Raw genomic sequence first — 23918 nt, forward strand, 5'->3', positions numbered from 1 at the left:
GGCTTCGGCTTCGGCTTCGGCTTCGGCTTCGGCTTCGGCTTCGGCTTCGGCTTCGGCTTCGGCTTCGGCTTCGGCTTCGGCTTCGGCTTCGGCTTCGAAAATTACCTCTTCTTCCGAGGCCGTGGGGTCAATGGATTCTTCCTTAGTTTCTGCGCCGGATTCGGCAGCGGTATCCTCTACCACCTCTTCCGATTTGGGGTCCTCTATCGGTTCCTGATTGGATTTCTTCTTACCAGCCACCGTCGTATTCCCCTTATCGATTCCAAAATCACCTGAACTACTGACGTTTCCAAGTTAATCTGCGCCCGGCTCACCCTCAACCCGCATCGCATGTTTCACAAGCTTTTTAACGGCTTTCCGCATTTTCTTGGGTGTCGGCTCTTTTGCAATTCTCAATCGCTCATAGCCCAAGGATTTAAGGGGTTCTGCCGTCGCTTCGCTAATTGCGGCAATCCACAAAGGGGCTAATCCGGTCCAGACGTCGGCAAATTGTCGCGCGGTACGCGGCGAAAAGACCGGCACGATTATGGGTGAGGAACCGCTGGCTGCCTCGCTTGCTTCTTCCGTCAATGGCAGCAGGCGCTGCTGATAAACCGGCTGTTCCAGCGTGGTCAGACCCAGTTCGGTCAGGCGTTCAGCTATGTTGCCGCGGCTGTGCTCGCCCCGCAGATGCAGCAAGGGGCTTTCGGGGCGGAGCTGCAATAAGGCGGCGACAAGTTCCTCGGCCGTTCCGCCAACCATTTGGGCCTGCCAGCCAGCCCCTTTGGCTGTACCCGTGGTCGCTGGACCGACGCAAAACGCTGGCAAACTTTGATCAACGCCCATGGAAGCTGCTGCATTCACAGCGTTGGCCGAGGTAAAAATCAGGCCCCGGACACCAGTGGTCACCACCTGAACCGGCAGGGGGCGAATATCCAATAATGGGGAATGGATGACCGTGACCCGCGATCTTGTGCGGGTCGGCAGCTGCGCAACGAACCTCTCTGAGGCGGCGCGAGGGCGGGTCATCAACAAATACAACGGTCGGCGCCTTCGGCCTTGAGGATTGTTTGCATCCGCGCAGGGTGATACCCCGCTTGGCAATCATGATGCAACGGATCAGGCCCATGGTGCAAACACTTACCGTCCTTGGATTGGAAAGCAGCTGTGATGACACAGCCGCCGCAGTTGTGCGCCAGACAGAGGGGTCGCAGGCCGAAATTCTGTCGTCGGTCGTACACGGCCAGACTGAGTTGCACAGCGCCTTCGGCGGTGTCGTACCTGAAATCGCCGCACGCGCGCACGCCGAAAAGCTGGACGTCTGTGTTGTTCAGGCTTTGGAAGCCGCAGATATGGATCTGAAGGACCTGGACGCCATTGCGGTGACAGCCGGGCCAGGATTGATCGGCGGGGTCATGTCTGGGGTCATGTGCGCCAAGGGATTGAGTGCTGCAACCGGGCTACCGCTGATCGGGGTTAACCATCTTGCCGGGCATGCACTGACGCCGCGCCTGACTGATGGAATCGCGTTTCCCTACCTCATGCTGCTGGTTTCGGGTGGTCATTGCCAATATCTGATTGCCCATGGCCCAGAAAAATTCACCCGTCTGGGCGGCACAATTGATGACGCCCCTGGCGAAGCCTTCGATAAAACTGCGCGCCTTCTGGGATTGCCGCAACCCGGTGGGCCATCGGTCGAGGCCGAAGCGCGATCCGGTGACCCAAAGCGGTTCCGGTTTCCTCGCCCTTTGCTGGATCGGCCCGGATGCGATCTGTCCTTCTCGGGGCTGAAAACTGCACTGATGCGAATGCGGGATCAGATTGTCGCCGAAAAGGGCGGCCTGACTCGACAGGATCGCGCCGATCTGTGTGCCGGATTTCAGCAGGCCGTAGTGGACACGCTGGCGGAAAAAACCCGCCGGGCAATTGCCCTCTACCTTGAAGAAAACCCATCCGACCCGGTCATAGCAGTCGCCGGTGGTGTTGCAGCCAATGCAGCTATTCAATCTGCGTTAGAGACTGTTTGTGCAGATTTGGGCGCTCGGTTCACTGCACCGCCGCTGAACCTTTGCACCGACAATGCCGCCATGATCGCCTATGCGGGTATGGAACGTTTCAGAACCGGGGCACAAGACGGTCTGGATCTGACCGCGCGTCCCCGATGGCCATTGGATAACACAAGCCCCGCCATGCTTGGCAGCGGCAAGAAAGGCGCAAAGGCATGAGCGTTTCGGTTCTGGGTTCTGGCGCTTTCGGTACCGCATTAGCAATATCCCTGGCAGGCAAAGGGCCAGTCACCCTTTGGGCCCGCGATGCTGATCACGCTCAGCGCATGCAAGAGACGCGTGAAAACTCCGGACGCTTGCCGGGTGTCGCGTTATCACCTCAAATCTCTGTAACCGCTGACATCACAAAAGCAGTTGAGGCAGATACGCTGTTGCTGGCGGTGCCTATGCAAAAGCTACGTGCGGCATTATCCGAGCACGCAGATGCTCTGGCCGGTAAGACATTGGTCGCCTGCTGCAAAGGCATCGAGTTGTCTTCGGGTCTTGGACCAATCTCGGTCATCATACAGACGATTCCCGATGCGCGCCCGGCGTTGCTCACCGGGCCCAGCTTTGCCGATGACATTGCGCGCGGACTGCCAACGGCCCTTACCCTCGCCTGCGGTGATGCAGAACTAGGACAATCTCTGCAAGAGGAGTTGACCACTGCCAATCTGCGCCTTTATCGCACGACCGATACGATCGGGGCCGAACTGGGTGGTGCGCTTAAGAATGTCATGGCCATCGGCTGTGGCGCCTGTATCGGAGCCGGTCTGGGCGACAGTGCTCGTGCAGCTTTGATGACCCGTGGTTTCGCCGAAATGCAGCGCTTTGCTGCCAGACGTGGCGCACGAGCCGACACTCTGATGGGATTGTCAGGCCTTGGTGATCTGGTCCTGACCTGCTCGTCAGAACTGTCACGGAACTATCGTTTTGGCCTCTCGCTGGGGCGTCACGAAAACTTTGACGCCAGTACCACAGTCGAAGGCGTTGCCACCGCCCGCGCCATGGCAGATATCGCAAGATCGGAAGAGCTGGATATGCCCATCAGCACAACAGTGGCGGAACTCAGCCACGGCACATACAGTGTGACCGAGGCGATTCAATCACTGCTCAATCGCCCACTTAAGGAGGAATAACATGCTGATCGCCCTGATCGCCCGTGACAAGGACGGTGCCCTGCAGACCCGTCTGGACAACCGCGCCGCACATCTGGCCTATATCGAAGAAACCGGGGTCGTCTCGCAGGCCGGGCCGTTGCTGGATGGTGAAAACATGATCGGTTCGCTGATTATTCTGGATGTCGAGGATATGGCGACAGCGCAGGAATGGGCGGCAAGTGATCCGTATGCGTTGGCTGGTCTGTTCTCTTCCGTCGAACTGATCCCCTGGAAAAGAGTTATAGGCTGATGGCGTATTGGTTATTCAAATCCGAACCCTCGACCTGGAGCTGGGACCAGCAGGTTGCCAAAGGTGAAGCTGGAGAAGAATGGGATGGTGTGCGCAACTATCAGGCGCGCAATTTCATGCGGGATATGAAAATCGGTGACCGGGGGTTCTTTTATCATTCGCAGAAAGACAAGGCGATCGTCGGAATCGTCGAAGTCTGTGCCGAGGCCCATCCCGACAGCACAACTGATGACGAACGCTGGGAATGCGTTGATATCAAGGCGATTCGACCTTTCACCACTGCTGTGACACTGGATCAGATCAAGGCGGACGAGCGTTTGGGAGAGATGGTTCTGGTGAAGAATTCTCGCCTGTCAGTGCAGCCCGTCAGCGAAGCAGAGTGGTCGGTGATCTGTGATCTGGGTCAGACTCGCGCTGACTGAAATCACATCCCTCAATCGTGCTCGACAAGCACCTCAACCGCCTTTTGCTTGATCACGCAGCCATCAGTGGAAATGGCAGTGACCTTGCCTTTGACTGATGGACCAAACCCAAGCGGTGAATGTTCGTGGCCCCTGGGTGTGACGAACATGTTGATTGTTTGCGGAGCAGGCCCCTGAGGCACGCGCCCGGTTGGTGGCGGCACTGCATCTGCAGTTGATCCTTCAGTCGCGATCCAGGAAAAACCTGTATACAGCCATTGATTGCCGGCACCGCCTGAATTGATCGTGAATTGATGCGTCAATGTGCGGCCTGCCTCGTGAAACAAGGTCCCATTGATCGTATTGGCCGTGATATTGATGATCTGATTGCTGGGTATAAAGAACAGGTGCTCGTCTACATTGTCCTGGTTTGAGGATTCGACGACGATGTTGCTGGAATCCAATTCCAGCGTTTCCCCGAACAATCCGCAACTTCCAACAGGAAATGGCCCGAAAGAAATAACTGCAGATTCCCCCGGATTCAGGGCCGGTCCACTTTGGGCAAGCTGGATGATCGTATGTGTCGCCGGATCACCCGGACGCCAGCCAACGCTGGTGACATTGCGCTGAAACACCCATTGAACCACCGTTTCCGTGATCAGATAGCCCGCAGGCACGGGGCTGCTGCCCGCATTGGTGATTTCGTGGGAGATTGTTATCGCAGTTGTTCCGCGCGGCAGGATGTCGACAGGACCATTGATCCCAAATCCATCCACCTCAATCTCGGTTGACCCAGGCACATATACCTTGGGTTCGACCCAAACCAGATTGGCGCAGGAAGCGAACAGGAAGACGGCAACAGGAAACAGTACAGTTGGCTTTTTCAACATAACACGGCCCCTCGTCATGGTTGAAAGCCGTATTATGTTAACACTTATCGGTCAGAACCCAAAATTCGACCGTTTTCGCTGATCCACTCAAGAACCATAGATGCAATCTGGTCAGAGTTGTCATCCATCATCATCGCGTGGGTATTTCCGGTAATCCCCAAAGCAGGCAGGTCGAGAATTTTAGCCGCACACCCCTCAGATTGCAGTTGATCGACATACCCATTGGTTGCAATACGATAGGCCTTCCAGATCGCAAACCTCTCGACATTGTCACCCCAAATGAACAGATGCGGCACCTGCGCGGCCCGACCTGTTACGGGTGGCACAGAGGCCGGTTCAATAATCACAACGCCTCTGAAGAACTCCGGATGGGTCGCGGCGGCCTCAAGCGCGAGATTTCCACCCTGGCTATGCGCGATCAACCAAACCGGACCAACCTGCTGCAAGGCTTGATAGTAGGCGTCTAGCGTAATGTCTGCATGAGTGACCCAACGCGGCACGAACTGCGCCCCAAATTTTTCCAAGTCACTCATCGGAAACCTGACCCCGTTGAAAGGATGCTGTTCAGCCGCTTCAGGCGTGTAGGTATCGGCAGGCCCTAACCGAAACATGTTCCAGACGTCGTTCAGAGTGCGAAAGACAGGCGCTTCTTTGTAGATCTGGGGATAGGGAGACCAGCTCGCCCGACCACGTTCGACAGCATCACAGATAAAGGTATCGAACCCGGCGTTCAGGAAATAGCTATGCCATCCGGGCCGTCCATCGGGCGTCGTCTCCCACATTGCGCCTGTCATGCCGCCCCCGTGCCAGAACATCAGGGGGGCATCAAAGGCGGGTGCAACCTGTCGCAGATACTGAACATAACATTGCCCGGTAATGTAGTCGCCGTTCATGTCGACCGTTCGAGCGGGAGCATTTCGGGCCACCTGTACTTGCTGTACCGGCTGGTCCGTCAGCGTCACCCGGCGGCCACCCGCAAAGAAACTGCCGATCTCTTTGATCCGCACGCCGGGGTTTTCTTCGGAAGAGCAGTTCATGGATGGCATCAATGCCTCGCGAACAGTGAAGAAGATGAACCCAGCCTATCGGGCGACAGTCTTGATATCAAATGAGCTTTTTGAAACTTCGGGAGGGCCTGAACGATACAGAACCCTCCCTACCCCGCGTGCTCCCTACTCACCACACGCGTATGGAATATTCTGGTTCTGACCGTCCTGGTCGTAAGGTGACATTACCCGGTATCCGTCAGTTGGATCAAACACCGAGTTCTTAAATTATGTCTCAAATGCAAAACGCCCGCTGGTTTCCCAACGGGCGCAAGAAAAGGTCAAAGGCAGCGTTAGCTGTAGACAGCCTCTTTGCCGAAATGCTTGGTCAGCATGTAGTAGACGACAGCGCGGTATTTGTTCCGCTCGGACATGCCATAGGTTTCCATGGCTTTGTTGATCGCTTCCATCAGCTCGGGACCATCGGACAGGCCCAGTTTTTTGATCAGGAAGTTGTTCTTGACCGTTTCCAACTCGCTATCCTGGCTGGCTGCGACGGTTTCGGCATCCGCGTCATAGATTGCAGGACCGCACCCGATGGTGACCTTGGTCAACAGGTCCATATCAGGTTCCATACCGCACTTGTTTTTCAGGTCTTCGGCATATTTGGCGATCAGTTCGTCGCGTTTTCCCATAGTCGTCTCCTGGTTCAGGTTTATTTATGGCCATTCCAGCACCGCCAATACGGTAACGGCCACAAGAATTTGCACAAAGGGAAAAATCAGCGGCATTCCCCCTAAGCAGTTCCTGACCCTACAGCAGGCTTGATTTCGCTTCCTCCATTATTTAACCTATGTGTTAAATTTAGGATAAGGAGATTACCATGTCCGTTTCCCTGCCCAATGAAAGCCCCGAGTACAGAACCGCACGCAACAGGTTGCTATCTGCCGAAGCCGAACTGCGCGCCAAAGTGGAAGAAGTAGCCAGCCTGCGACGCGGACTACCCAATGGCGGGGCGGTTCCGCAGGACTATGCCTTTCGGTCAGATCGTGGAGCACCAGCACCTTTGTCGACCTTGTTCGGGTCACATGACACCTTGGCCATCTACTCGCTTATGTATGGACCGAACGCGCAGGCACCCTGCCCGATGTGTTCGGCCTTTCTGGACGGGTTGAATGGACAGGTCCCGCACATCTCCCAGAAAATTGCGTTTGCTGTAGTGGCTCAAAACACCTGTGAAAAGCTGGCCGATCTGAAGGCAACTATGGGGTGGAACGATCTGCCGCTTTATTCAGCGCTGGGCACGGACTATCAGCGCGACTATCTGGCCGAAGCCGAGGACGGAAGCCAACTGCCGATCCTGAACGTCTTTCAGCGCAATCAGGACGGTATCAGCCATTTCTGGAGTTCCGAACTGTTCTTTGAGCCCAGCGACTGGCATCCGCGACATGTGGATGCAGCATGGCCTTTGTGGAACATTCTGGATTTTACTCCACAGGGCCGAGGCGATTTCTTTCCATCTCTACGCTGACGGTCTGCCAAGCGAACTTAGCGGCAATAGCCCCAGCCTGGACCCTGCAGGTGAAAGTGATCGGCGTGCAAGTGATTGAAATCCGGGCCCAGAACCACCCGAAACCAGTCACATGCGCCGCGCCAGATCTGGCGCAAAAATGAACCCTCAGGACCCGCCGCCTGCCAGTCTGACAGCAATGTCAGGCTACGCCCGTCGTCAAGTCGCACACCAACGATGTCTATGGCATCGGCCTTTGCATGGCTGCTCCAGGCGCTGGTCTCGCCTTGCGCGGTGCGCATCTGGCGGCAGTTATAGCTGCCGACGTGCCGCAGCTGATTGACCCGCGTTCCCAGATGTTCTTGCGCGGCGGGCTGGACCACATGATATTCCCACATCGTCAGGCGCAGAGCCGTCGTGCAACTCGTTTCAACGGCGTTCACACCCGATGTAGTAAGCCCGGATAGCAGACCCCGGCCGGGAATACCGCAATTCTCGCTTTCTATCAGATCATCCATCGCTGCAAACGAAACACCTGCCTCTGCCAGCGTTGCGCGGCACTGCGACACATCCGCAAGCGCGCGATTAAGCTGAAACCGGGTGATCGGCGTGACTGGTGCGGTCACTTTCAATTCACGTAACGGGTTCCAATGCGACGGTACGGGTGTTTCAGGATGCGCCAGCAGCAACCACCCGCCGCCTCCGAACAGGATGACCACAACGGCGACCCGAAAAACAAAAGACGCCGCCGATAACATAAATCGGCGGCGTCCGGATTGCTTGCTCATGCGTCTTTCGCACTTAGTAGCGGTAGTGTTCCGGCTTGTACGGACCTTCGGGCTTAACTCCGATATAGGCCGCTTGCTCGTTGTCCATCTTGGTCAGCTTGACGCCGATGCGATCCAAGTGCAGACGCGCAACTTTCTCATCCAAGTGTTTAGGCAGGATGTAGACGTCATTTTTGTACTCGTCACCCTTGGTGAACAGCTCGATCTGAGCCAGAACCTGGTTGGTGAACGAGGCCGACATCACGAAGGACGGGTGACCGGTCGCGTTGCCAAGGTTCAGCAGACGGCCTTCGGACAGCAGGATGATGCGGTTGCCCGAGGGCATCTCGATCATGTCCACCTGTTCCTTGATGTTGGTCCACTTGTGGTTCTTCAGGCTAGCCACCTGAATTTCGTTATCGAAGTGACCGATGTTGCCGACGATGGCCATGTCCTTCATCTCGCGCATATGCTCGATGCGGATCACGTCCTTATTGCCGGTGGTGGTGATGAACACATCAGCGGTGGCAATCTCGTCTTCCAGCAGAGTGACTTCAAAGCCGTCCATCGCAGCCTGCAGGGCGCAGATCGGATCAACTTCGGTCACTTTCACACGGGCGCCTGCGCCTGCCAGTGAAGCAGCCGAGCCTTTGCCCACGTCGCCATAACCGCAGACCACGGCAACCTTACCGGCCAGCATGGTGTCGGTCGCGCGGCGGATACCGTCGACCAGCGATTCCTTACAGCCGTATTTGTTGTCGAATTTCGACTTGGTGACGCTGTCGTTCACGTTGATCGCCGGGAACGGCAGGTGACCTTCTTTCACCAGCTGATACAGACGGTTCACGCCAGTGGTTGTTTCCTCGGACACGCCTTTGATCTGATCACGCATCTTGGTGAACCAGCCAGGGCTTGCCGCCATACGCTTGGCGATCTGCTTCTTGATCACCTCTTCCTCTTCCGAACCCGGAACAGGGATGATATCTTCGCCCGCTTCGGCACGTGCGCCCAGCAGGATGTACAGCGTTGCGTCGCCGCCATCGTCCAGGATCATGTTCGGGCCTTCATCGAACAGGAACGATTTGTCCAGATAATCCCAGTGCTCTTCCAGTGTCTGGCCCTTGATAGCGAAGACGGGGATACCTGCTTCGGCAATCGCGGCGGCGGCGTGATCCTGGGTCGAGAAGATGTTGCACGACGCCCAGCGCACGTCAGCGCCCAGCGCAACCAGCGTTTCGATCAGAACAGCTGTCTGGATAGTCATGTGCAGCGAGCCGACGATGCGCGCACCCTTAAGGGGCTTGCTTTCGCCATACTCGGCGCGCAGGGACATCAGTCCCGGCATTTCTGTTTCGGCAATATCCAGTTCTTTGCGGCCGAATCCGGCCAACGAAATGTCCTTAACGATATAGTCCCCGGCCATCAGATGCTCCATTCCGGTAAATTTCGATCCGGGGTGCCACTAGCATCACTTTATGCAAGTGGCAACGGAGATAGGCGGAAACAGGTCTGACGCCTTCAAAATCAGCTCGGCGTGCCGTCTATTTTCACTTTAGGTATCGCTTCAAAAAAATCAGTGCCGGCGGCAACAATACAGCTAATGCCGTTGGCTTGGGTCAGCAGAACGGTATAGGTTCCCGTTTCCTTCGAGGACCAGACCTCCATGACCGATTGCGCTCCGCGCGACTTTTGCAGGCCTCCAAAGGTCAATTCTTCAGAGTAGCTATTCTGCAATTTGGCAATGACATCATCACGTTGCGCACAGCTTTGGGCAAAAGCGGGCGGTGCAGTGGCAGCCATTCCAAAGGTCAGGGATATTGCGAACAAACGCTTGAACATGACAAGCTCCTTTCGATACGAGTTCCGTTTCGTTTCGAGAGGGGCACACTGGGAGGAGTATGCACCCCCCTCAGTCCTTAATGTCGGGATCGCTACACACCATTTCAAAGCACGAATGCTCAAGAAAACGTTGGCAGCCGGTGATCCTGACAGATACATCTTAGCACAAAAATCCGAATTCAATGTGTCCCACTTCACAAGGCATGGCATAATGGCAACACAACCCAGAGCATGGCAGAGAATGCTGTCGGGCCGCAGGCTGGATCTGCTGGATCCAACGCCGGTGGATATCGAGATAGAAGATATCGCCCACGGTCTGGCGTTTGTCGCACGTTGGAACGGGCAAACTGCGGGTGATTTCGCCTATTCCGTGGCCGAGCATTCCCTTCTGGTAGAAGAGCTTTTTGGCCGCATTGCCCCCAAAGCACCGATAAAATGGCGGCTGGCGGCCTTGTTACATGATGCGCCGGAATATGTGATCGGTGACATGATCTCGCCCGTCAAATCTGCCGTCGGCCCCGATTACGGTGCGCTGGATGATCGTCTGGCCGCAGCGATCCATATCCGGTTCGGCCTGCCCGCAGCGGTGCCAAAAACCGTGAAGCGGCAAATCAAGAAGGCCGACAAAATCAGCGCCTGGATGGAGGCTACCCAGATCGCGGGCTTTTCTGAGGCCGAGGCAACAAAGTTCTTTGGCCGACCGGATAAGGTGGTGATGGAAGGGTTGGAGATTATGCTTCGACCGCCGGTCGAGGTGCGGCGGGCGTATACAGAGCGTCATCAGAAACTGCTGCAAGTTATCTAATATCGAGCACAAACTGTCTTTTCAGCTCGGTGGAATGTATTCAGAGTTTCTGTATGCAATTTTACGTAAGAATGAACATCAGTAGGCATGCGAACCCAATAATAGATAGCCAACCGATAACTTGATAAAAGAATCTCAGGTCTTCAGATTTTACCTTCAGAATGGTGTCGCTTACCGAAGACGGTTTGGTTTTCCATCTCTTGAACATTCGCGGAATTACCGCTGCGCTACCATGAGCGATGCCCATTGTCGTTAAAGGAACTGCTACACCCAACCCAAATGCGCTGGCTGTAAACCCACTTGTGGTCCACGGTTCATTCCACGCATTTGAAACGACGCCTATAATAATTGCGAGAGAAAGCAAGTTTACGATACACATCACCATTGCTCCGACGCGCTGCGGAAGGGTGACAGGTGCTGAGTATGCTAATCCAAATAGAATTTTTTTGAACACACGCCCAAAACTCACCGCGGGCTGCGCTTAGCCAAGATCCGCTGCAAAGTCCGACGGTGCATGTTCAGGCGGCGCGCCGTCTCGGAAACGTTCCGATCACACAATTCATAAACCCGCTGGATATGCTCCCAGCGCACACGGTCCGCACTCATGGGGTTTTCCGGCGGTGGGGGCAGTTCGTCACCCTTGGCCAGCAAGGCATTGGTGATGTCGGTGGCATCGGCTGGTTTGGACAGATAATCCGTCGCCCCGATCTTTACTGCAGCAACGGCGGTGGCAATCGCACCGTAGCCCGTCAAAACCACCACACGACTGTCAGGGCGCTTTTCCCGCAGCACTTCGACGACATCCAGTCCGTTGCCATCTTCAAGCCGAAGATCAACCACCGCATAGGCAGGCGGGCGCGCAGTAGCGATTGCGCGGCCTGCAGCGACAGAACCGGCGGTCTCAATCTCGAACCCGCGCTTTTCCATGGCCTTTGCCAGACGTCTCAGAAACGGCTCGTCATCGTCCACCAGAAGCAGGGATTTGTCGGGGCCGATTTCCAGCTGAGAAGTGTCTGCCATATGTGGGTCTTTCCATTCTGTCTTGCCGTTGGCTTGCTAAGAAGTATTAGCAGCGCCGCAACAAAGGTCAAATTACCTGTTTCTGTTACATCTTATCCAAGAAGCAACCGACCTTGTCCGCCATCTGTTCAGCGGTATCGTCACGATTGAAGAACTCGATAAAGCCGTCCTCGGGCGTGACCAGATAGGTAAAGGTCGAGTGATCGACCAGATAATACTCGTCGCTCTTGTCCTGCGCCTTATAATAGGTCTTGTAGGCCCGGCTGGCGGCTTTGACCTGCTCAGGCGACCCGGTCAGGGCAATGGTCTTGCCGCCAAGGTTGAAGGCATAATCCCCGACGACCTCAGGCGTGTCGCGTTCCGGGTCGATCGAGATGAACAGTGGTGTGACGGATTGCCCGCGCTCGGCGAGGATATCGATGGCATCCGCGTTTCGCGACATGTCAAACGGGCAGACATCGGGGCAGAAGGTGTAGCCAAAGTAGACAAGGGTCGGCTCGGTGATCACATCCCTGTCGGTAACGGTTTCGCCCTTGGCGTTGATCAACTCGAAAGGTCCGCCAATCGCTGCGGTACCGCCTGCGATCTGGCTTGACCGGCACTGCGCGAACTTGTCATCAGAACCCGCTCCACGCGTGAGCAGCCACATGGCACCCAGACCGACGGCCAGAACAACAGTTGCGAGAATGGCGTATATGCGGACCATGATTAAAATCCTGACACAGGGTGTTGTTGATCGTTTCGACCGGGACACCTATCAAGATGATCAGCCGACGCAATAGGACATAATTGACCGATGAAGAATTCCAATATCAGTCTTTGGCGCGGACAGGAGAGAAGCAGCTGGATCAGGCTGCGGACCCTTATTCTACTGCGTTGGGTGGCGATCATCGGTCAGATTACGGCGATCACGGTCGCCCAGCAGACCTATCACGTTCAGCTGGAACTGGGCCTGTGTTATATGGCCATTGGGGTTTCGGTTCTGGGGAATCTGACCGCCATTTTGCTGTTTCCACAGAACAAACGTCTGTCAGAGTTCGAGAACTTTCTGATGGTTTTGTTCGACCTGCTGCAACTGGCTTTCCTGTTGTATCTCACCGGTGGTTTGAACAACCCCTTTGCCCTGCTTCTTGTCGGTCCGGTCACAATTTCCGCAAACGTCATGAGCACGCGCTCTACCATGATTGTTGGTGGCGTTGCCGTTGTACTGACCACGTTGCTGGCGCAGTTTCATCTGCCGTTGCACACGGATTTGGGTCTTGTTCTGGATATCCCGGATATCCTTCTGTTCGGAAACTGGGCCGCTATCGTCATCGCCATCGTGTTCCTGGGCGCTTATTCGCATCGTGTCAGCTCCGAAGTTCAGTCCATGTCCGAGGCATTGGCTGCGACTCATATGGCCCTGGCACGTGAACAGAAGCTGACCGATCTGGGTGGCGTTGTCGCCGCCGCTGCCCATGAGCTGGGAACGCCGCTTGCGACGATCAAATTGACCAGTTCCGAACTGATCGAAGAATTGGATGACCGCCCCGATCTTAAGGAAGATGCAGCGCTTATTCGGGAACAAGCCAATCGCTGCCGAGATATCCTGAGGGATATGGGGCGGGCGGGTAAAGATGATCTGCATCTGCGCCAGGCTCCGCTATCGGCGGTAATCCACGAAGCCGCCGAGCCACATATCCATCGCGGCAAACATGTGCATTTCGAAGAGGGTCCGGGTCAGGGTGGCGATGTGCAACAACCTTCGATCCTGCGCAAACCCGAGATCATTCACGGCCTGCGCAACCTGATCCAGAACGGTGTGGATTTCGCCCGCGCCAATGTCTGGGTCGATGCGGAATGGACCGATAGCTGGATCACCGTCAGCATCATGGACGACGGACGCGGATACCCTTCGCAAATGATTGGACGGATCGGTGATCCGTTCATGCGACGTCGACGCGCCGAGAACGATCAACGCACACGGCCTGAATACGAGGGTATGGGTTTGGGGCTGTTTATCGCAAAAACTCTGTTGGAGCGGAGTGGTGCCGAGCTCAAATTCGCAAATGGTTCCGACCCCTATCAAACCTTGACGGATCAACCCGATCGCAGGGGGGCAATCGTCAAAGTGATCTGGCCGCGAAACCTGATCGACGCCCAAACTGGTGATACCCCGGTCCCGTCCGGTGTAAACCAGCAGATCAAGATCTGAATTAAGACACCGTTAACCATTGTAAATCATAGTCACGTCCAGTTTTTCAGGGCGGGACGATATATGGCGGATTGGATCATTCTGGCTGCGATTAGCCTGGTCTCGTCCAGCCTTGTGGTTCAGTGGCTATTACCGCGCCGACCACGGCACGGGGATAATTTTGGCCTTTCATCTCCACAATCCCTGTACGATGCGGTGTTCCTTTTCGACGGAAACCGGCTGATCAGTCACTCGGACATCGCCTTATCAGGGTATGAAAGTGTCAACGTCTGGAATGATCTGAGGCGATTGCTGCAGCGCGATTTTCCTGCCTTTCCCGAGACGCCCGAAGTCGTTCGTGATCAGGGCAATCTTGTTGTCACGGCCATCGACTGCACAGTCGAACGAGAAGTTCTGTGTGAGTGGATTGATGGTATCATCCGGGTCCAGTTGCGAGATCTGACAGGTAGCCCCAACCAGGCACGCCGTGATCCCAATGATCCTGTACGTCTGGCGATGGACAAAGCGCCCTATCCCGTCTGGCTTTTGGATCACTCTGACAAGGTCAGGTGGTGCAATGCAGCTTATGTTTCTCTGGTGCGAAAGGCCCGTGGTCAGGACGCGGACCTGACAGATCCACTGTTTCCCGCACAAAAGGATGAAGCTCATCTTGGCAAAAAAACCCGTGCAGCGATTGACGTTGAGGGTAGCAACAACAAGCTTTGGTTTGATCTGACGCGAACGGATCGCGAAGAAGGCCAACTGGGCTATGCAGTCGACATCAATGCGATTGTAGAGGCTGAAACAACTCAGCGTAAATTCGTCCAGACGATGACCAAGACCTTTGCGCAACTATCCATCGGTCTGGCGATTTTCGATCGCAATCGCCAGCTTGCACTGTTCAATCCGGCACTGATCGATTTGACCACCCTACCCCCGGATTTCCTGAGTTGTCGCCCCAGCCTGTCGAGCTTTTTTGACCGTCTGCGGGATCAACATATGATGCCGGAGCCCAAGAACTACCGTAGCTGGCGCAGCCAGATGAACGATCTGCTCGAGGCTGCCGAAGATGGAAACTATCAGGAAACCTGGTCGTTGCCTTCCGGTTCTGTCTACTCTGTCAGTGGACGTCCACACCCCGATGGTGCCGTTGCATTTCTATTTGAGGATATTACCGCCGAAATAACCCTGACACGCCGGTTTCGTTCAGAAATGGACCTGATGCAGTCCATTCTGGACAAGCTGGCAGACGCCATTGCAGTTTTTGCCGATGACGGAACGCTCGCCTGCACCAACTACGCCTATCAGCTAATGTGGGGCGATGATCATGAGACGGGTTTTGAACCCGCGAGCGTGCTCGAGGTCACCCGACAGTGGCAGGAACAGTGCGCTGCGACTCCGGTCCTTGGCGAAATTCGCGATTTCGTCGAAATGCGTGAAAATCGGGCCGAATGGTCTGCTGATATGCGTATGCGCAATGGCACCATGATTGCCTGTACCATCAGCCCGATGCAAAACGGTGCAACCATCGTGCGCTTTGCCGTTGATCCCAAAGTGACCAAGGCTTCCGAATTGCGGCAAATCTCGGCCTGAACCGGGTTGCAGCGGCCAAGTCGCGGGTCCATTGTGGCGCCATGAATTCGCCGCTCTCAATTGATCTTCATTCACCCGAAGAAACCGCTGAACTGGCCACACGTTTGGGTGCCGGGCTGCTGCCCGGTGACATCCTGTTGTTGGACGGCACAATTGGCAGCGGCAAAACACATTTCGCCCGCAGCCTGATCCAGTCGGTGATGCAGGAACCCGAAGATGTCCCTTCGCCGACCTTCACTCTGGTACAGGTCTATGACACGGATAAGGGTGAAATCTGGCATTCCGATCTCTACCGGCTGTCCGACGTTGAAGAAATTGAAGAGCTTGGCCTGACCGAAGCCTTCGACACCGCAATCTGCCTGATCGAATGGCCTGACAAGTTGGGATCACTGACGCCAGCCTCTGCCCTGATGCTGAGCTTCAAAACAGATAATGACGAGGAAGAATTGCGCGCCATGACAATCACATGGTCTGACCCGAAATGGGCTTCAAAGCTGGAGAGCCTTACATGACAAACCGGGCAGTTCTGGCCGAAGCCCTGATCGCGCAAACGCCTTGGGTGGGCTCTACCCACGCACCGTTGGCCGGTGATGCGTCGAACCGTCGGTATGAGCGGCTGACCGACCCTGAGACCGGCCGCACCGCTGTGTTGATGGATGCGCCACCTGAAAAGGGCGAGGACGTCAAAGCCTTTGTGCGTGTTGCGGAATATCTGCGCTCCATTGGCCTCAACGCACCTGAAATCTACGCAGAAGATGCGCATTACGGCTTTCTGTTGCTCGAAGATTTGGGGGATGATCTGTTTGCGCGGGTTCTACAAATAGAACCAAAGCTGGAACGTACGCTGTATGAGGCAGCTACAGATGTTCTGGTACACCTGCACGAGGCTCCGGTACTGTCTTTGGACAGTTATGACCCTTCCCTGATGACAGAGTATTCATCGCTTGCCTTCACCAAATACGCACAAGGCATCCTTGGAACGCATGATGGTGACGCGCGCAGCCGATTTGAGCACCGCTTTGCCGACATCCTGCATCAGGAAACCTCCGGAACACGCGTCGTTGTTCTGCGCGACTACCATGCCGAGAACCTGATCTGGTTGCCGGATCGGGACGGAATCCAGCGCGTCGGCCTGCTGGATTTTCAAAGCGCAATGCTGTGTCATCCGGCCTATGATCTGATGTCTTTGCTTCAGGATGTGCGCCGCACTGTTCCGGCTGGGATAGAAATGCGCATGATCGACCGCTACATCGCCGCAAGCGGTGTAGATGGGCACGATTTCCGCACCGCATACAGTGTTCTTGGAGCGCAGCGGAACCTACGCATTCTCGGTGGCTTTGCGCGTCTGGCAACAGACTACGGGAAACCGCAATACATCGACCTGATTCCTGCTGTATGGGCACATCTGATGCGCGATCTTGAACATCCGGCGCTGATTGCGATCGCAGATCTGGTGCGTCGCGCACTACCAGAACCCACACCGGAAAATCTGGACAGGCTGAGGCCGCAATGACCCAAAGCCCCCAATCCATAATGATGTTTGCTGCCGGGTTTGGCACCCGCATGGGTGCGTTGACCCGCGACAAGCCGAAGCCCCTGATCGAGGTTGCAGGCAAACCCCTGATCGACCACGCGCTTGATCTTGTGGACGAACTGCGCCCGATTAAAGTGGTCGCAAACGCCCATTATCACGCTGTTCAACTTGAGGCACATCTGGCTCCAAAAGACGTTGTTCTGTCACGTGAAGAACCGGATATTCTGGAAACCGGTGGCGGATTGCGTGCCGCGCTTCCACTATTGGGCACCAAACCTGTTTTTACCCTGAACACCGATGCCATCTGGGCCGGTCCGAACCCTCTGAAACTGCTGCAAGAAACCTGGGATCCTGATCGGATGGATGCGTTGCTCATGTGCATCCCCGTCAGTCAGACTATTGGACATTCTGGTCAGGGTGATTTCACGATCGATGAGGATGGCCGGATCACCCGGGGGCCCGGTATGATCTATGGCGGTGTTCAGATCCTGAAAACCGACGGGCTGCACGCGTTTCAGCAAAAGGCGTTTTCGCTAAACCTGCTCTGGGACCAGATGCACAATCAAAAGCGGTTGTTTGCCGTTCAGTATCCCGGGCGGTGGTGTGATGTTGGACGACCCGAAGGTATCGCAATGGCCGAAGGTCTTCTGGCGGATGTTTGAGCCCAGCACCCTGCCCCGTGTCTTTGCAGTGCCACCCGGCACAGATTTTCCCAAGGCATTGGTTCGTGGTCTGCAATTGCGGTCCGCGCATTTTCCTCCGGAAGCACTGGCGCGCGCGCAGCTGGTCGTGAACACAAGGCGCATGGCACGACGGGTGCGTGATCTGTTCGATCAGGGACCGGCTTGTCTGTTACCGAAACTCTCGCTGGTCACCGATCTGGGTGAAAGCGTCGATCTGGCACAAATACCGCCTGCAATTCCACCTTTGCGCCGCAGGTTGGAATTGACCCAGCTTATTGCCAGACTTCTTGAACAACAGCCTGATCTGGCTGCGCGGTCTTCATTGTTTGACCTATCCGACAGTCTGGCCGCCCTGATTGACGAGATGCAGGGCGAAGGCGTGTCTCCGGACGCTATCCGCCAACTGGATGTAAGCGATATGTCAGGTCACTGGGCGCGGGCTCAGGCCTTTATCGGTATCGCGGATCACTTCATCGACTCAGATGAGGACGCGCTAGACGTAAACGCGCGACAACGTCGGGTGGTGGAGAATCTGATCGCACGCTGGCAGGTTGCGCCGCCTCAGCATCCGGTCATTCTGGCAGGCTCGACCGGTTCGCGCGGGACGACGTTGATGCTGATGCAGGCCGTCGCGCGATTGCCTCAAGGGGCGTTGGTTCTGCCCGGGTATGACTTTGACCAACCGGATCACGTCTGGCGTCGGCTGGATGATGCGCTGACATCAGAGGATCATCCGCAATACAGATTCCGCAAACTGATGCGCGAGCTGGGTTTAGAACCGGATCAAATTCAACGCTGGACGGATGAACAAGCTCCCTCATCTTCTCGTAACCAGTTGATATCTCTTGCATTACGCCCAGCGCCCATAACCGACGCCTGGATGACCGAAGGTCCCCATCTGGCCAATCTGGACAAAGCAACCACAGATCTGACTCTGGTCGAAGCCCAGTCGCCACGGGCTGAAGCCTTGGCCATTGCGCTGCGCCTGCGACAAGCGGCTGAGACTGGCCAAACCGCTGCCCTGATCACGCCTGACCGTATGCTGACCCGTCAGGTCAGTGCAGCACTGGACCGTTGGAACATCCTGCCGGATGACAGTGCTGGCTTGCCCCTGCAACTGTCACCTCCCGGCCGGTTCCTTCGCCATGTTGCCGGATTGCTTGCGCGCCGTCTGGATGGCGAGGCATTACTTACACTGCTCAAGCACCCCTTGTGCCATGACGGCGAGGGGCGCGGGGCGCATCTGTTAAACACGCGCGATCTGGAACTGGATTTGCGTCGCCACGGACCCCCATTCCCTGACAGTGACAGCCTGGCCAAAGCCGCCATTCGCAAGGAAATCCCTGAGGACTGGGTAAACTGGGTTTCCACGCACTTCTGTAATCAGCAGATTTCGGGCGAACGCCCGCTGGTGGACTGGATCAAGCACCTGCGCAAACTGGCCGAAGCGATTTCAGCAGGAAGCTCGGGTGAAACCGGCACGCTATGGGATAAGAATGCAGGGCAGAAGGCGCTGGCAGTTTTGACCTCATTGGAAGACGAAGCCAAACATGGCGGCGCGATGACCGCTTATGATTTTGCCGATCTTTTGGGCGCATTACTTGCTGGTGAAGAAGTGCGCGACCGGGATGCACCACACCCGCGCATCATGATCTGGGGCACGCTTGAGGCGCGCGTTCAGGGAGCCGATCTTCTGATCCTAGGCGGTTTGAACGAAGGCAGCTGGCCCGAAGCGCCATCCCCGGATCCGTGGCTTAACCGGCAAATGCGTGACAAGGCGGGTCTTTTGCTGCCGGAACGGCGCATTGGGCTATCTGCGCATGATTTCCAACAAGCTGTTGGTGCGCCCGAAGTTTGGCTGACACGGGCGACCCGCTCTGATGACGCCGAAACTGTTCCATCCCGTTGGCTGAACCGCATGACCAACCTTCTGCAAGGGTTATCGGGGCAGGGCGGCCCTGAAGCTTTGGCCGGTATGAAAGCGCGGGGCCAGCAATGGCTGGACTGGTCAGAAACCCTTGAAGATGCGCCCGAGATTGTAGCTGCGCAACGCCCATCACCCCGTCCGCCGGTTGCGGCGCGCCCAAAACGGCTGACGGTGACCGAGATCAAGCGCCTTATCCGCGATCCTTACGCAATTTATGCCAAGCATGTACTGCGACTGAAGCCTCTGGATCCTCTGGTGCAGGCCCCCGATGCGTTGCTGCGTGGTATCGTGATCCACGAGATACTTGAACATTTCATTCAGGACAGCGTTCTGGATAGTGCGTTGTTGTCACGTGAGAATTTCATGAAACGCGCTGAGGCTTTGCTGGATGAACACGTAGCCTGGCCCACGGCACGCAAGTTGTGGCTGGCGCGTCTGGAACGAATTGCCGATGACTTTCTGCAGGCCGAAATCGGACGTCGCGGGGATGGCGGTCCCGTCGCCTTTGAGGCCACAATGAAGCTGGTCTTGTCACCGCTTGATTTCACCATCGCCGGGCGTGCTGACCGGATCGATCGCAATAGTCGCGGCGCGTTGCGGATCGTCGACTACAAAACCGGCACACCTCCAACTGAAAGCCAGCAGGCGAAATTCGACAAACAGCTGCTGATCGAAGCCGCCATGGCAGAGCAGGGCGGTATTGAAGGGTTTGATCCCTTACCCGTCGCTGAGGCGGTGTTTATCGGCATGGGCGGAACCTACAAAGAGGTTCGCGCACCACTGACAAAAGAACCGCCTGAAAAGGTTCTGGCAGAGTTGAAAGTGCTGATTTCATCTTATTTAGAGCCTGATCAGGGTTTCTCATCCCGGCGGATGCTGCACAAAGATACTGATATTGGCGACTATGATCATCTTGCCCGTTTTGGTGAGTGGGATCGTACCGCAGAAACCCACCCCGAGGACGTCAAATGAGCCCGCGCAACGACGCAACCGAGCGGCAGGTGCAAGCGGCGCGACCCGATGCTTCGACCTGGTTGGCTGCCAATGCCGGATCGGGAAAAACGCGCGTTTTGACCGACCGCGTCGCCCGCCTTTTGCTGGACGGTGTTCAACCACAGCACATCCTGTGTCTGACCTACACCAAGGCCGCTGCCAGCGAGATGCAGAACCGCCTGTTCAAGCGCCTTGGCGAATGGGCAATGCTGGGCGATGAACGCCTCCTGAAACAGCTGACCGACTTGGGCGTGCACGGAGTTATCACATCCGAACGATTGGGGCAGGCGCGAACCTTGTTTGCGCGCGCGATCGAGACCCCGGGCGGTCTGAAAATTCAAACCATTCACTCATTCTGCGCATCACTGCTTCGGCGGTTTCCTCTGGAGGCTGGCGTCAGCCCTCAATTCGCCGAGATGGAAGATCGCGCTGCGTCCCTGTTGCGCGAAGAAATCGTTGAGGATTTCGCCGACGGCCCGCAGGCCGGTCTGGTCGAAGATATTGCCCGATATGTCACCGATACCGGTTTTGACAAGCTGACAGCGGCGATCACGCAAAGACGTAGTCAGTTTGCTCAGCCGTTGGACTGGTCCGGCCTGCAGCAACGGTTTGGCTTGCCTGAAGGTTTCGACGAAGAGACCTTACTGGGGCGGGTTTACCTTGGCGGCGAGGTTGAACTGATCCGTTCCATACTACCCGCACTGATCGAAAGCGGCGGTAATAACGCTAAGGCTGCTGCCAAGCTGTCTGGCTTTGACGAGCCGCGGCTGAGCTACCTTCCGATACTTGAGAGTGTCTTTCTGACTGGAAAGTCCGCCAAAGAACCTTTCACGGCCAAACTCAACAGTTTCCCAACCAAGGCAGTGCGCGAGGGTGTGTTAGCGGACCGGATGCCACAGCTAGAGGCCTTGATGCTACGGGTCGAGGCCGCGCGCGAACATCGCCTCGCGCTTGTCGCGGCCCGGAAAACCGCTGTGCTGCATCGCTTCGCAACCGCGTTCTTGCCGGAGTATGAACGACGCAAGCAGCTGCGAGGGTGGTTGGATTTCGACGATCTGATCTTGCGGGCGCGACAGGTTCTGAACGATCCGGCAGTGGCCGAATGGGTGCTCTATCGTCTGGATGGCGGTATCGATCACATCCTTGTGGACGAAGCTCAGGATACCAGCCCCGATCAGTGGGATGTGGTCGAAAAACTGGCACAGGAATTCACCAGCGGTGAGGGCGCGCGATCCGGCATCGAACGCACCATTTTTGTGGTCGGAGACAAGAAACAGTCGATCTATTCCTTTCAGGGTGCTGACCCGCAGGCGTTTGACAGGATGCAGGCTGAATTTGGTCGGAAACTGGAGGAATCAGGCTCTAAATTGTGGGATTCCACGCTGGAGTATTCATTCCGCTCCTCCAGCGCGATCCTTGGTCTGGTCGACATTCTGTTCGAAAATCAATCTGAGGCAGGGTTTCACAAGGACTCGTTGCACCGCGCCTTCAAAGCGGATTTGCCGGGCCGGGTGGACCTGTGGCCCGTGGTTGAAAAGGTCGATGACGAAGAAGAAGGTGATTGGACTGATCCTGTCGACCGACCTGGTGCTCGGCATCACACGGTCATTCTGGCGGAACAGGTAGCCAGTTCGATCAAATCAATGATCGAGCGCGGTGAAACAATCCCCGAGGACGGAGAGAAACCGGGCGCTTTTGTTCGTCGCCGGGTTCAGCCGGGTGATTTCCTGATTCTTGTTCAGCGACGATCAGATCTGTTTGCCGAGATCATTCGAGCCTGCAAAGCAGCAGGACTACCGATTGCCGGAGCGGACCGACTGAAGGTCGGGGCAGAGTTGGCGGTTAAGGACCTTGCCGCCTTGCTTAACTTTCTGGCAACACCGGAAGATAGCCTCTCGCTTGCAACGGTTCTCAAATCCCCGTTGTTCGGCTGGACCGAGCAGCAGCTTTTCGATTTGGCGCATCGCCGCAAAGAAACCTTTCTGTGGGCGGCGCTACGCAACCGCGGCGAAGAATTCCCCGAAACGCTTGCGGTGCTTAATGATCTGCGGGGACAGATCGATTTCCTGCGTCCCTACGATCTTATCGAACGCATACTGACCCGCCATGATGGACGTCGCAAACTGCTGGGCCGATTGGGGGCAGAGGCCGAAGACGGCATCAACGCGCTGCTTTCACAGGCTTTGGCTTATGAACGCACGGATATTCCCAGTCTGACCGGTTTTCTGGTTTGGATGCAGACCGATGATCTTGAGATCAAACGTCAGATGAGCGGCGTTGGAAACATGATCCGGGTGATGACGGTTCATGGATCAAAAGGTCTCGAGGCTCCGATTGTAATCTTACCGGATACCGGCAAGAGGCAACCGCCGCGCGATGCCGAAATCATGGTCGCCGATGGCACACCTTTGTGGAAAGTTCCTGCTGATGTTTCCCCCGCACTCATTTCCCGCGCACGAGAGGAGGCCCGCTCCCGAGAAGAAAATGAACGGCTTCGCTTGCTGTATGTGGCTCTGACACGGGCGGAAAAGTGGTTGATTGTTGCCGCCGCCGGGGATGTCGGAAAGGATGGGACCAGTTGGTATCAAATGGTCGAGGCCGCGATGGAGCGGGCAGGGGCCACGCAGCTCCCTGGCTCCGATATCCGCAGGATTTCCCATGGTAACTGGGACGCGCCGCCCCTTGAGGAACATGCCGAGCAAGTGTCGCCTGTTGTGGAATTGCCGGTTTACTTCACCAAGCCTGCGCAGGAACCCGAAACACCTGCAGAAACCGTCAGCCCGTCTGATCTGGGCGGGGCAAAAGCATTGCCAGGTGACACCGGGCAGGATGAAGAGGCTGCCAAGCTGCGTGGAACGCTGCTGCACATGCTGCTTGAACACCTTCCGGCCACCGATCAACCCGCGTGGCCCCGGCTTTGCGCGCGGCTTCTGCCAGATATGCATGAGGCGGATAGGGGAGAGCTTTTGGCCGAAGCTACCCGGGTTCTGACCGCACCCGATCTGCAATCCGTCTTTGCCGCTGACACGCTTGCTGAAGTGCCGGTGACAGCAACTCTTGGTGATCACCGGATGCACGGGGTGATCGACCGGCTGATCGTCACCGAAGCGGAGGTTCATGTGATTGATTTCAAATCAAATGCGACCGTTCCGACGAGTGCGGAATCCTGTCCCGAAGGTCTATTGCGTCAAATGGGTGCATATGCGCAGGCGATGGCACAGATCTATCCCGACCGGAAAATCCAAACGGCCATTCTGTGGACCCGGACGGCCAGCCTGATGTGGTTGCCACACGATCTTGTGACAGATGCACTGGCCCGCTACCGGATATCTTGACCTCCCCCAGCACGACACCTACTTTCGA

At 56.2% G+C, this 23918-nt stretch carries 22 protein-coding genes and 1 pseudogene; 13 read left to right on the plus strand and 10 right to left on the minus strand.

All coding sequences use genetic code 11. From position 1 onward, the window contains the following. A pseudogene (locus ACR0CW_RS18555) lies at window positions 1-240 on the minus strand (hypothetical protein); the annotation flags it as partial. Between the two features lie 54 nt (window positions 241-294). Next, the gene (locus ACR0CW_RS18560; protein ID WP_480788915.1) at window positions 295-1008 is read right to left on the minus strand and encodes a uroporphyrinogen-III synthase; all 714 of its coding nucleotides are present in this window, start codon (window positions 1006-1008) and stop codon (window positions 295-297) included. Window positions 1009-1106: 98 nt separating this feature from the next. Here ACR0CW_RS18560 and tsaD point away from each other — a divergent pair, with 98 nt between their 5' ends. Genes tsaD through ACR0CW_RS18580 form a run of 4 tightly spaced genes read left to right on the plus strand, consistent with a single transcriptional unit; the run spans window position 1107 to window position 3856 of the window. After that, on the plus strand, window positions 1107-2204 hold the full coding sequence (gene tsaD, locus ACR0CW_RS18565) for a tRNA (adenosine(37)-N6)-threonylcarbamoyltransferase complex transferase subunit TsaD (protein WP_480788916.1): 1098 nt from the start codon (window positions 1107-1109) through the stop codon (window positions 2202-2204). Beyond that, complete coding sequence (locus tag ACR0CW_RS18570) at window positions 2201-3163, plus strand: NAD(P)H-dependent glycerol-3-phosphate dehydrogenase (RefSeq protein WP_480788917.1); 963 nt, start codon at window positions 2201-2203, stop codon at window positions 3161-3163. Before tsaD ends, ACR0CW_RS18570 begins: the two co-directional genes overlap by 4 nt. A 1-nt stretch (window position 3164) precedes the next feature. Then, window positions 3165-3434: a YciI family protein gene (locus ACR0CW_RS18575; RefSeq protein ID WP_155139727.1), complete on the plus strand. Its 270-nt coding sequence runs from the start codon at window positions 3165-3167 to the stop codon at window positions 3432-3434. After that, a complete protein-coding gene (locus ACR0CW_RS18580) occupies window positions 3434-3856 on the plus strand; it encodes an EVE domain-containing protein (protein ID WP_480788918.1) in 423 nt (140 codons plus the stop codon). The genes ACR0CW_RS18575 and ACR0CW_RS18580 overlap by 1 nt, the downstream gene beginning before the upstream one ends. Before the next feature lie 11 nt (window positions 3857-3867). On the opposite strand, the gene ACR0CW_RS18585 is transcribed toward ACR0CW_RS18580, so the two are convergent. The 3 genes from ACR0CW_RS18585 to ACR0CW_RS18595 all read right to left on the minus strand — a co-directional run bounded on the left by ACR0CW_RS18585 (window position 3868) and on the right by ACR0CW_RS18595 (window position 6406). Then, window positions 3868-4725, minus strand: a complete 858-nt coding sequence (locus ACR0CW_RS18585; RefSeq protein WP_480788919.1) for a hypothetical protein — start codon at window positions 4723-4725, stop codon at window positions 3868-3870. A 44-nt stretch (window positions 4726-4769) separates the two neighbouring features. Then, window positions 4770-5771 carry an alpha/beta hydrolase gene (locus ACR0CW_RS18590; protein ID WP_480788920.1) on the minus strand — a complete coding sequence of 334 codons (1002 nt, stop codon included), beginning with the start codon at window positions 5769-5771 and terminating at the stop codon, window positions 4770-4772. Between the two features lie 293 nt (window positions 5772-6064). Then, window positions 6065-6406, minus strand: coding sequence for a DUF2853 family protein (locus ACR0CW_RS18595; RefSeq protein ID WP_155139733.1), 342 nt, complete (start codon window positions 6404-6406; stop codon window positions 6065-6067). 188 nt (window positions 6407-6594) lie between these two features. Between ACR0CW_RS18595 and ACR0CW_RS18600 the strand changes: the two genes are divergently transcribed. Continuing rightward, window positions 6595-7242, plus strand: a complete 648-nt coding sequence (locus tag ACR0CW_RS18600) for a DUF899 family protein (RefSeq protein WP_480788921.1) — start codon at window positions 6595-6597, stop codon at window positions 7240-7242. A 17-nt stretch (window positions 7243-7259) separates the two neighbouring features. On the opposite strand, the gene ACR0CW_RS18605 is transcribed toward ACR0CW_RS18600, so the two are convergent. The 3 genes from ACR0CW_RS18605 to ACR0CW_RS18615 form a co-directional block, all read right to left on the minus strand. Beyond that, window positions 7260-8009 carry an extensin-like domain-containing protein gene (locus ACR0CW_RS18605; RefSeq protein ID WP_480788922.1) on the minus strand — a complete coding sequence of 250 codons (750 nt, stop codon included), beginning with the start codon at window positions 8007-8009 and terminating at the stop codon, window positions 7260-7262. A 13-nt stretch (window positions 8010-8022) separates the two neighbouring features. Beyond that, on the minus strand, window positions 8023-9411 hold the full coding sequence (gene ahcY / locus ACR0CW_RS18610; protein WP_480788923.1) for an adenosylhomocysteinase: 1389 nt from the start codon (window positions 9409-9411) through the stop codon (window positions 8023-8025). A gap of 101 nt (window positions 9412-9512) precedes the next feature. Continuing rightward, window positions 9513-9827, minus strand: a complete 315-nt coding sequence (locus tag ACR0CW_RS18615) for a hypothetical protein (protein ID WP_155139740.1) — start codon at window positions 9825-9827, stop codon at window positions 9513-9515. A 211-nt stretch (window positions 9828-10038) separates the two neighbouring features. Between ACR0CW_RS18615 and ACR0CW_RS18620 the strand changes: the two genes are divergently transcribed. Further along, entirely contained in the window at window positions 10039-10632 is a 594-nt protein-coding gene (locus tag ACR0CW_RS18620) for an HD domain-containing protein (RefSeq protein WP_480788924.1), read from the plus strand. Between the two features lie 465 nt (window positions 10633-11097). On the opposite strand, the gene ACR0CW_RS18625 is transcribed toward ACR0CW_RS18620, so the two are convergent. Further along, window positions 11098-11652, minus strand: a complete 555-nt coding sequence (locus ACR0CW_RS18625; RefSeq protein WP_155139744.1) for an ActR/PrrA/RegA family redox response regulator transcription factor — start codon at window positions 11650-11652, stop codon at window positions 11098-11100. Window positions 11653-11737: 85 nt separating this feature from the next. Next, the gene (locus ACR0CW_RS18630; RefSeq protein WP_480788925.1) at window positions 11738-12358 is read right to left on the minus strand and encodes an SCO family protein; all 621 of its coding nucleotides are present in this window, start codon (window positions 12356-12358) and stop codon (window positions 11738-11740) included. A 90-nt stretch (window positions 12359-12448) separates the two neighbouring features. Between ACR0CW_RS18630 and regB the strand changes: the two genes are divergently transcribed. The 7 genes from regB to addA all read left to right on the plus strand — a co-directional run bounded on the left by regB (window position 12449) and on the right by addA (window position 23890). Next, window positions 12449-13846, plus strand: a complete 1398-nt coding sequence (gene regB / locus ACR0CW_RS18635) for a sensor histidine kinase RegB (RefSeq protein WP_170335822.1) — start codon at window positions 12449-12451, stop codon at window positions 13844-13846. Window positions 13847-13909: 63 nt separating this feature from the next. Beyond that, window positions 13910-15418 carry a PAS-domain containing protein gene (locus tag ACR0CW_RS18640; RefSeq protein ID WP_480788926.1) on the plus strand — a complete coding sequence of 503 codons (1509 nt, stop codon included), beginning with the start codon at window positions 13910-13912 and terminating at the stop codon, window positions 15416-15418. 41 nt (window positions 15419-15459) lie between these two features. Beyond that, window positions 15460-15930, plus strand: a complete 471-nt coding sequence (gene tsaE, locus ACR0CW_RS18645) for a tRNA (adenosine(37)-N6)-threonylcarbamoyltransferase complex ATPase subunit type 1 TsaE (protein WP_480788927.1) — start codon at window positions 15460-15462, stop codon at window positions 15928-15930. Further along, on the plus strand, window positions 15927-16931 hold the full coding sequence (locus ACR0CW_RS18650; protein ID WP_480788928.1) for an aminoglycoside phosphotransferase family protein: 1005 nt from the start codon (window positions 15927-15929) through the stop codon (window positions 16929-16931). The genes tsaE and ACR0CW_RS18650 overlap by 4 nt, the downstream gene beginning before the upstream one ends. Next, a complete protein-coding gene (locus ACR0CW_RS18655) occupies window positions 16928-17614 on the plus strand; it encodes a nucleotidyltransferase family protein (RefSeq protein ID WP_480788929.1) in 687 nt (228 codons plus the stop codon). Before ACR0CW_RS18650 ends, ACR0CW_RS18655 begins: the two co-directional genes overlap by 4 nt. Next, window positions 17607-20534 (plus strand): double-strand break repair protein AddB, encoded by a 2928-nt coding sequence (gene addB / locus ACR0CW_RS18660; RefSeq protein WP_480789001.1) that lies wholly within the window; start codon window positions 17607-17609, stop codon window positions 20532-20534. The genes ACR0CW_RS18655 and addB overlap by 8 nt, the downstream gene beginning before the upstream one ends. Next, a complete protein-coding gene (gene addA / locus ACR0CW_RS18665) occupies window positions 20531-23890 on the plus strand; it encodes a double-strand break repair helicase AddA (RefSeq protein ID WP_480788930.1) in 3360 nt (1119 codons plus the stop codon). The genes addB and addA overlap by 4 nt, the downstream gene beginning before the upstream one ends. Window positions 23891-23918 lie beyond the last annotated feature (28 nt).

The sequence above is a fragment of the Ruegeria sp. CH6 genome (assembly GCF_056537005.1).

Coding starts and splice junctions, on each gene's coding strand:
- ACR0CW_RS18600 (WP_480788921.1), top strand. CDS start 6,595: ATGTCCGTTTCCCTGCCCAATGAAAGCCCCGAGTACAGAACCGCACGC.
- ACR0CW_RS18575 (WP_155139727.1), top strand. CDS start 3,165: ATGCTGATCGCCCTGATCGCCCGTGACAAGGACGGTGCCCTGCAGACC.
- ACR0CW_RS18655 (WP_480788929.1), top strand. CDS start 16,928: ATGACCCAAAGCCCCCAATCCATAATGATGTTTGCTGCCGGGTTTGGC.
- ACR0CW_RS18580 (WP_480788918.1), top strand. CDS start 3,434: ATGGCGTATTGGTTATTCAAATCCGAACCCTCGACCTGGAGCTGGGAC.
- ACR0CW_RS18590 (WP_480788920.1), bottom strand. CDS start 5,771: ATGCCATCCATGAACTGCTCTTCCGAAGAAAACCCCGGCGTGCGGATC.
- ACR0CW_RS18650 (WP_480788928.1), top strand. CDS start 15,927: ATGACAAACCGGGCAGTTCTGGCCGAAGCCCTGATCGCGCAAACGCCT.
- ACR0CW_RS18595 (WP_155139733.1), bottom strand. CDS start 6,406: ATGGGAAAACGCGACGAACTGATCGCCAAATATGCCGAAGACCTGAAA.
- ACR0CW_RS18625 (WP_155139744.1), bottom strand. CDS start 11,652: ATGGCAGACACTTCTCAGCTGGAAATCGGCCCCGACAAATCCCTGCTT.
- ACR0CW_RS18620 (WP_480788924.1), top strand. CDS start 10,039: ATGGCAACACAACCCAGAGCATGGCAGAGAATGCTGTCGGGCCGCAGG.
- regB (WP_170335822.1), top strand. CDS start 12,449: ATGAAGAATTCCAATATCAGTCTTTGGCGCGGACAGGAGAGAAGCAGC.
- ACR0CW_RS18640 (WP_480788926.1), top strand. CDS start 13,910: ATGGCGGATTGGATCATTCTGGCTGCGATTAGCCTGGTCTCGTCCAGC.
- ACR0CW_RS18570 (WP_480788917.1), top strand. CDS start 2,201: ATGAGCGTTTCGGTTCTGGGTTCTGGCGCTTTCGGTACCGCATTAGCA.
- addB (WP_480789001.1), top strand. CDS start 17,607: ATGTTTGAGCCCAGCACCCTGCCCCGTGTCTTTGCAGTGCCACCCGGC.
- ahcY (WP_480788923.1), bottom strand. CDS start 9,411: ATGGCCGGGGACTATATCGTTAAGGACATTTCGTTGGCCGGATTCGGC.
- ACR0CW_RS18605 (WP_480788922.1), bottom strand. CDS start 8,009: ATGAGCAAGCAATCCGGACGCCGCCGATTTATGTTATCGGCGGCGTCT.
- ACR0CW_RS18560 (WP_480788915.1), bottom strand. CDS start 1,008: ATGACCCGCCCTCGCGCCGCCTCAGAGAGGTTCGTTGCGCAGCTGCCG.
- tsaE (WP_480788927.1), top strand. CDS start 15,460: ATGAATTCGCCGCTCTCAATTGATCTTCATTCACCCGAAGAAACCGCT.
- ACR0CW_RS18585 (WP_480788919.1), bottom strand. CDS start 4,725: ATGTTGAAAAAGCCAACTGTACTGTTTCCTGTTGCCGTCTTCCTGTTC.
- addA (WP_480788930.1), top strand. CDS start 20,531: ATGAGCCCGCGCAACGACGCAACCGAGCGGCAGGTGCAAGCGGCGCGA.
- tsaD (WP_480788916.1), top strand. CDS start 1,107: ATGGTGCAAACACTTACCGTCCTTGGATTGGAAAGCAGCTGTGATGAC.
- ACR0CW_RS18615 (WP_155139740.1), bottom strand. CDS start 9,827: ATGTTCAAGCGTTTGTTCGCAATATCCCTGACCTTTGGAATGGCTGCC.
- ACR0CW_RS18630 (WP_480788925.1), bottom strand. CDS start 12,358: ATGGTCCGCATATACGCCATTCTCGCAACTGTTGTTCTGGCCGTCGGT.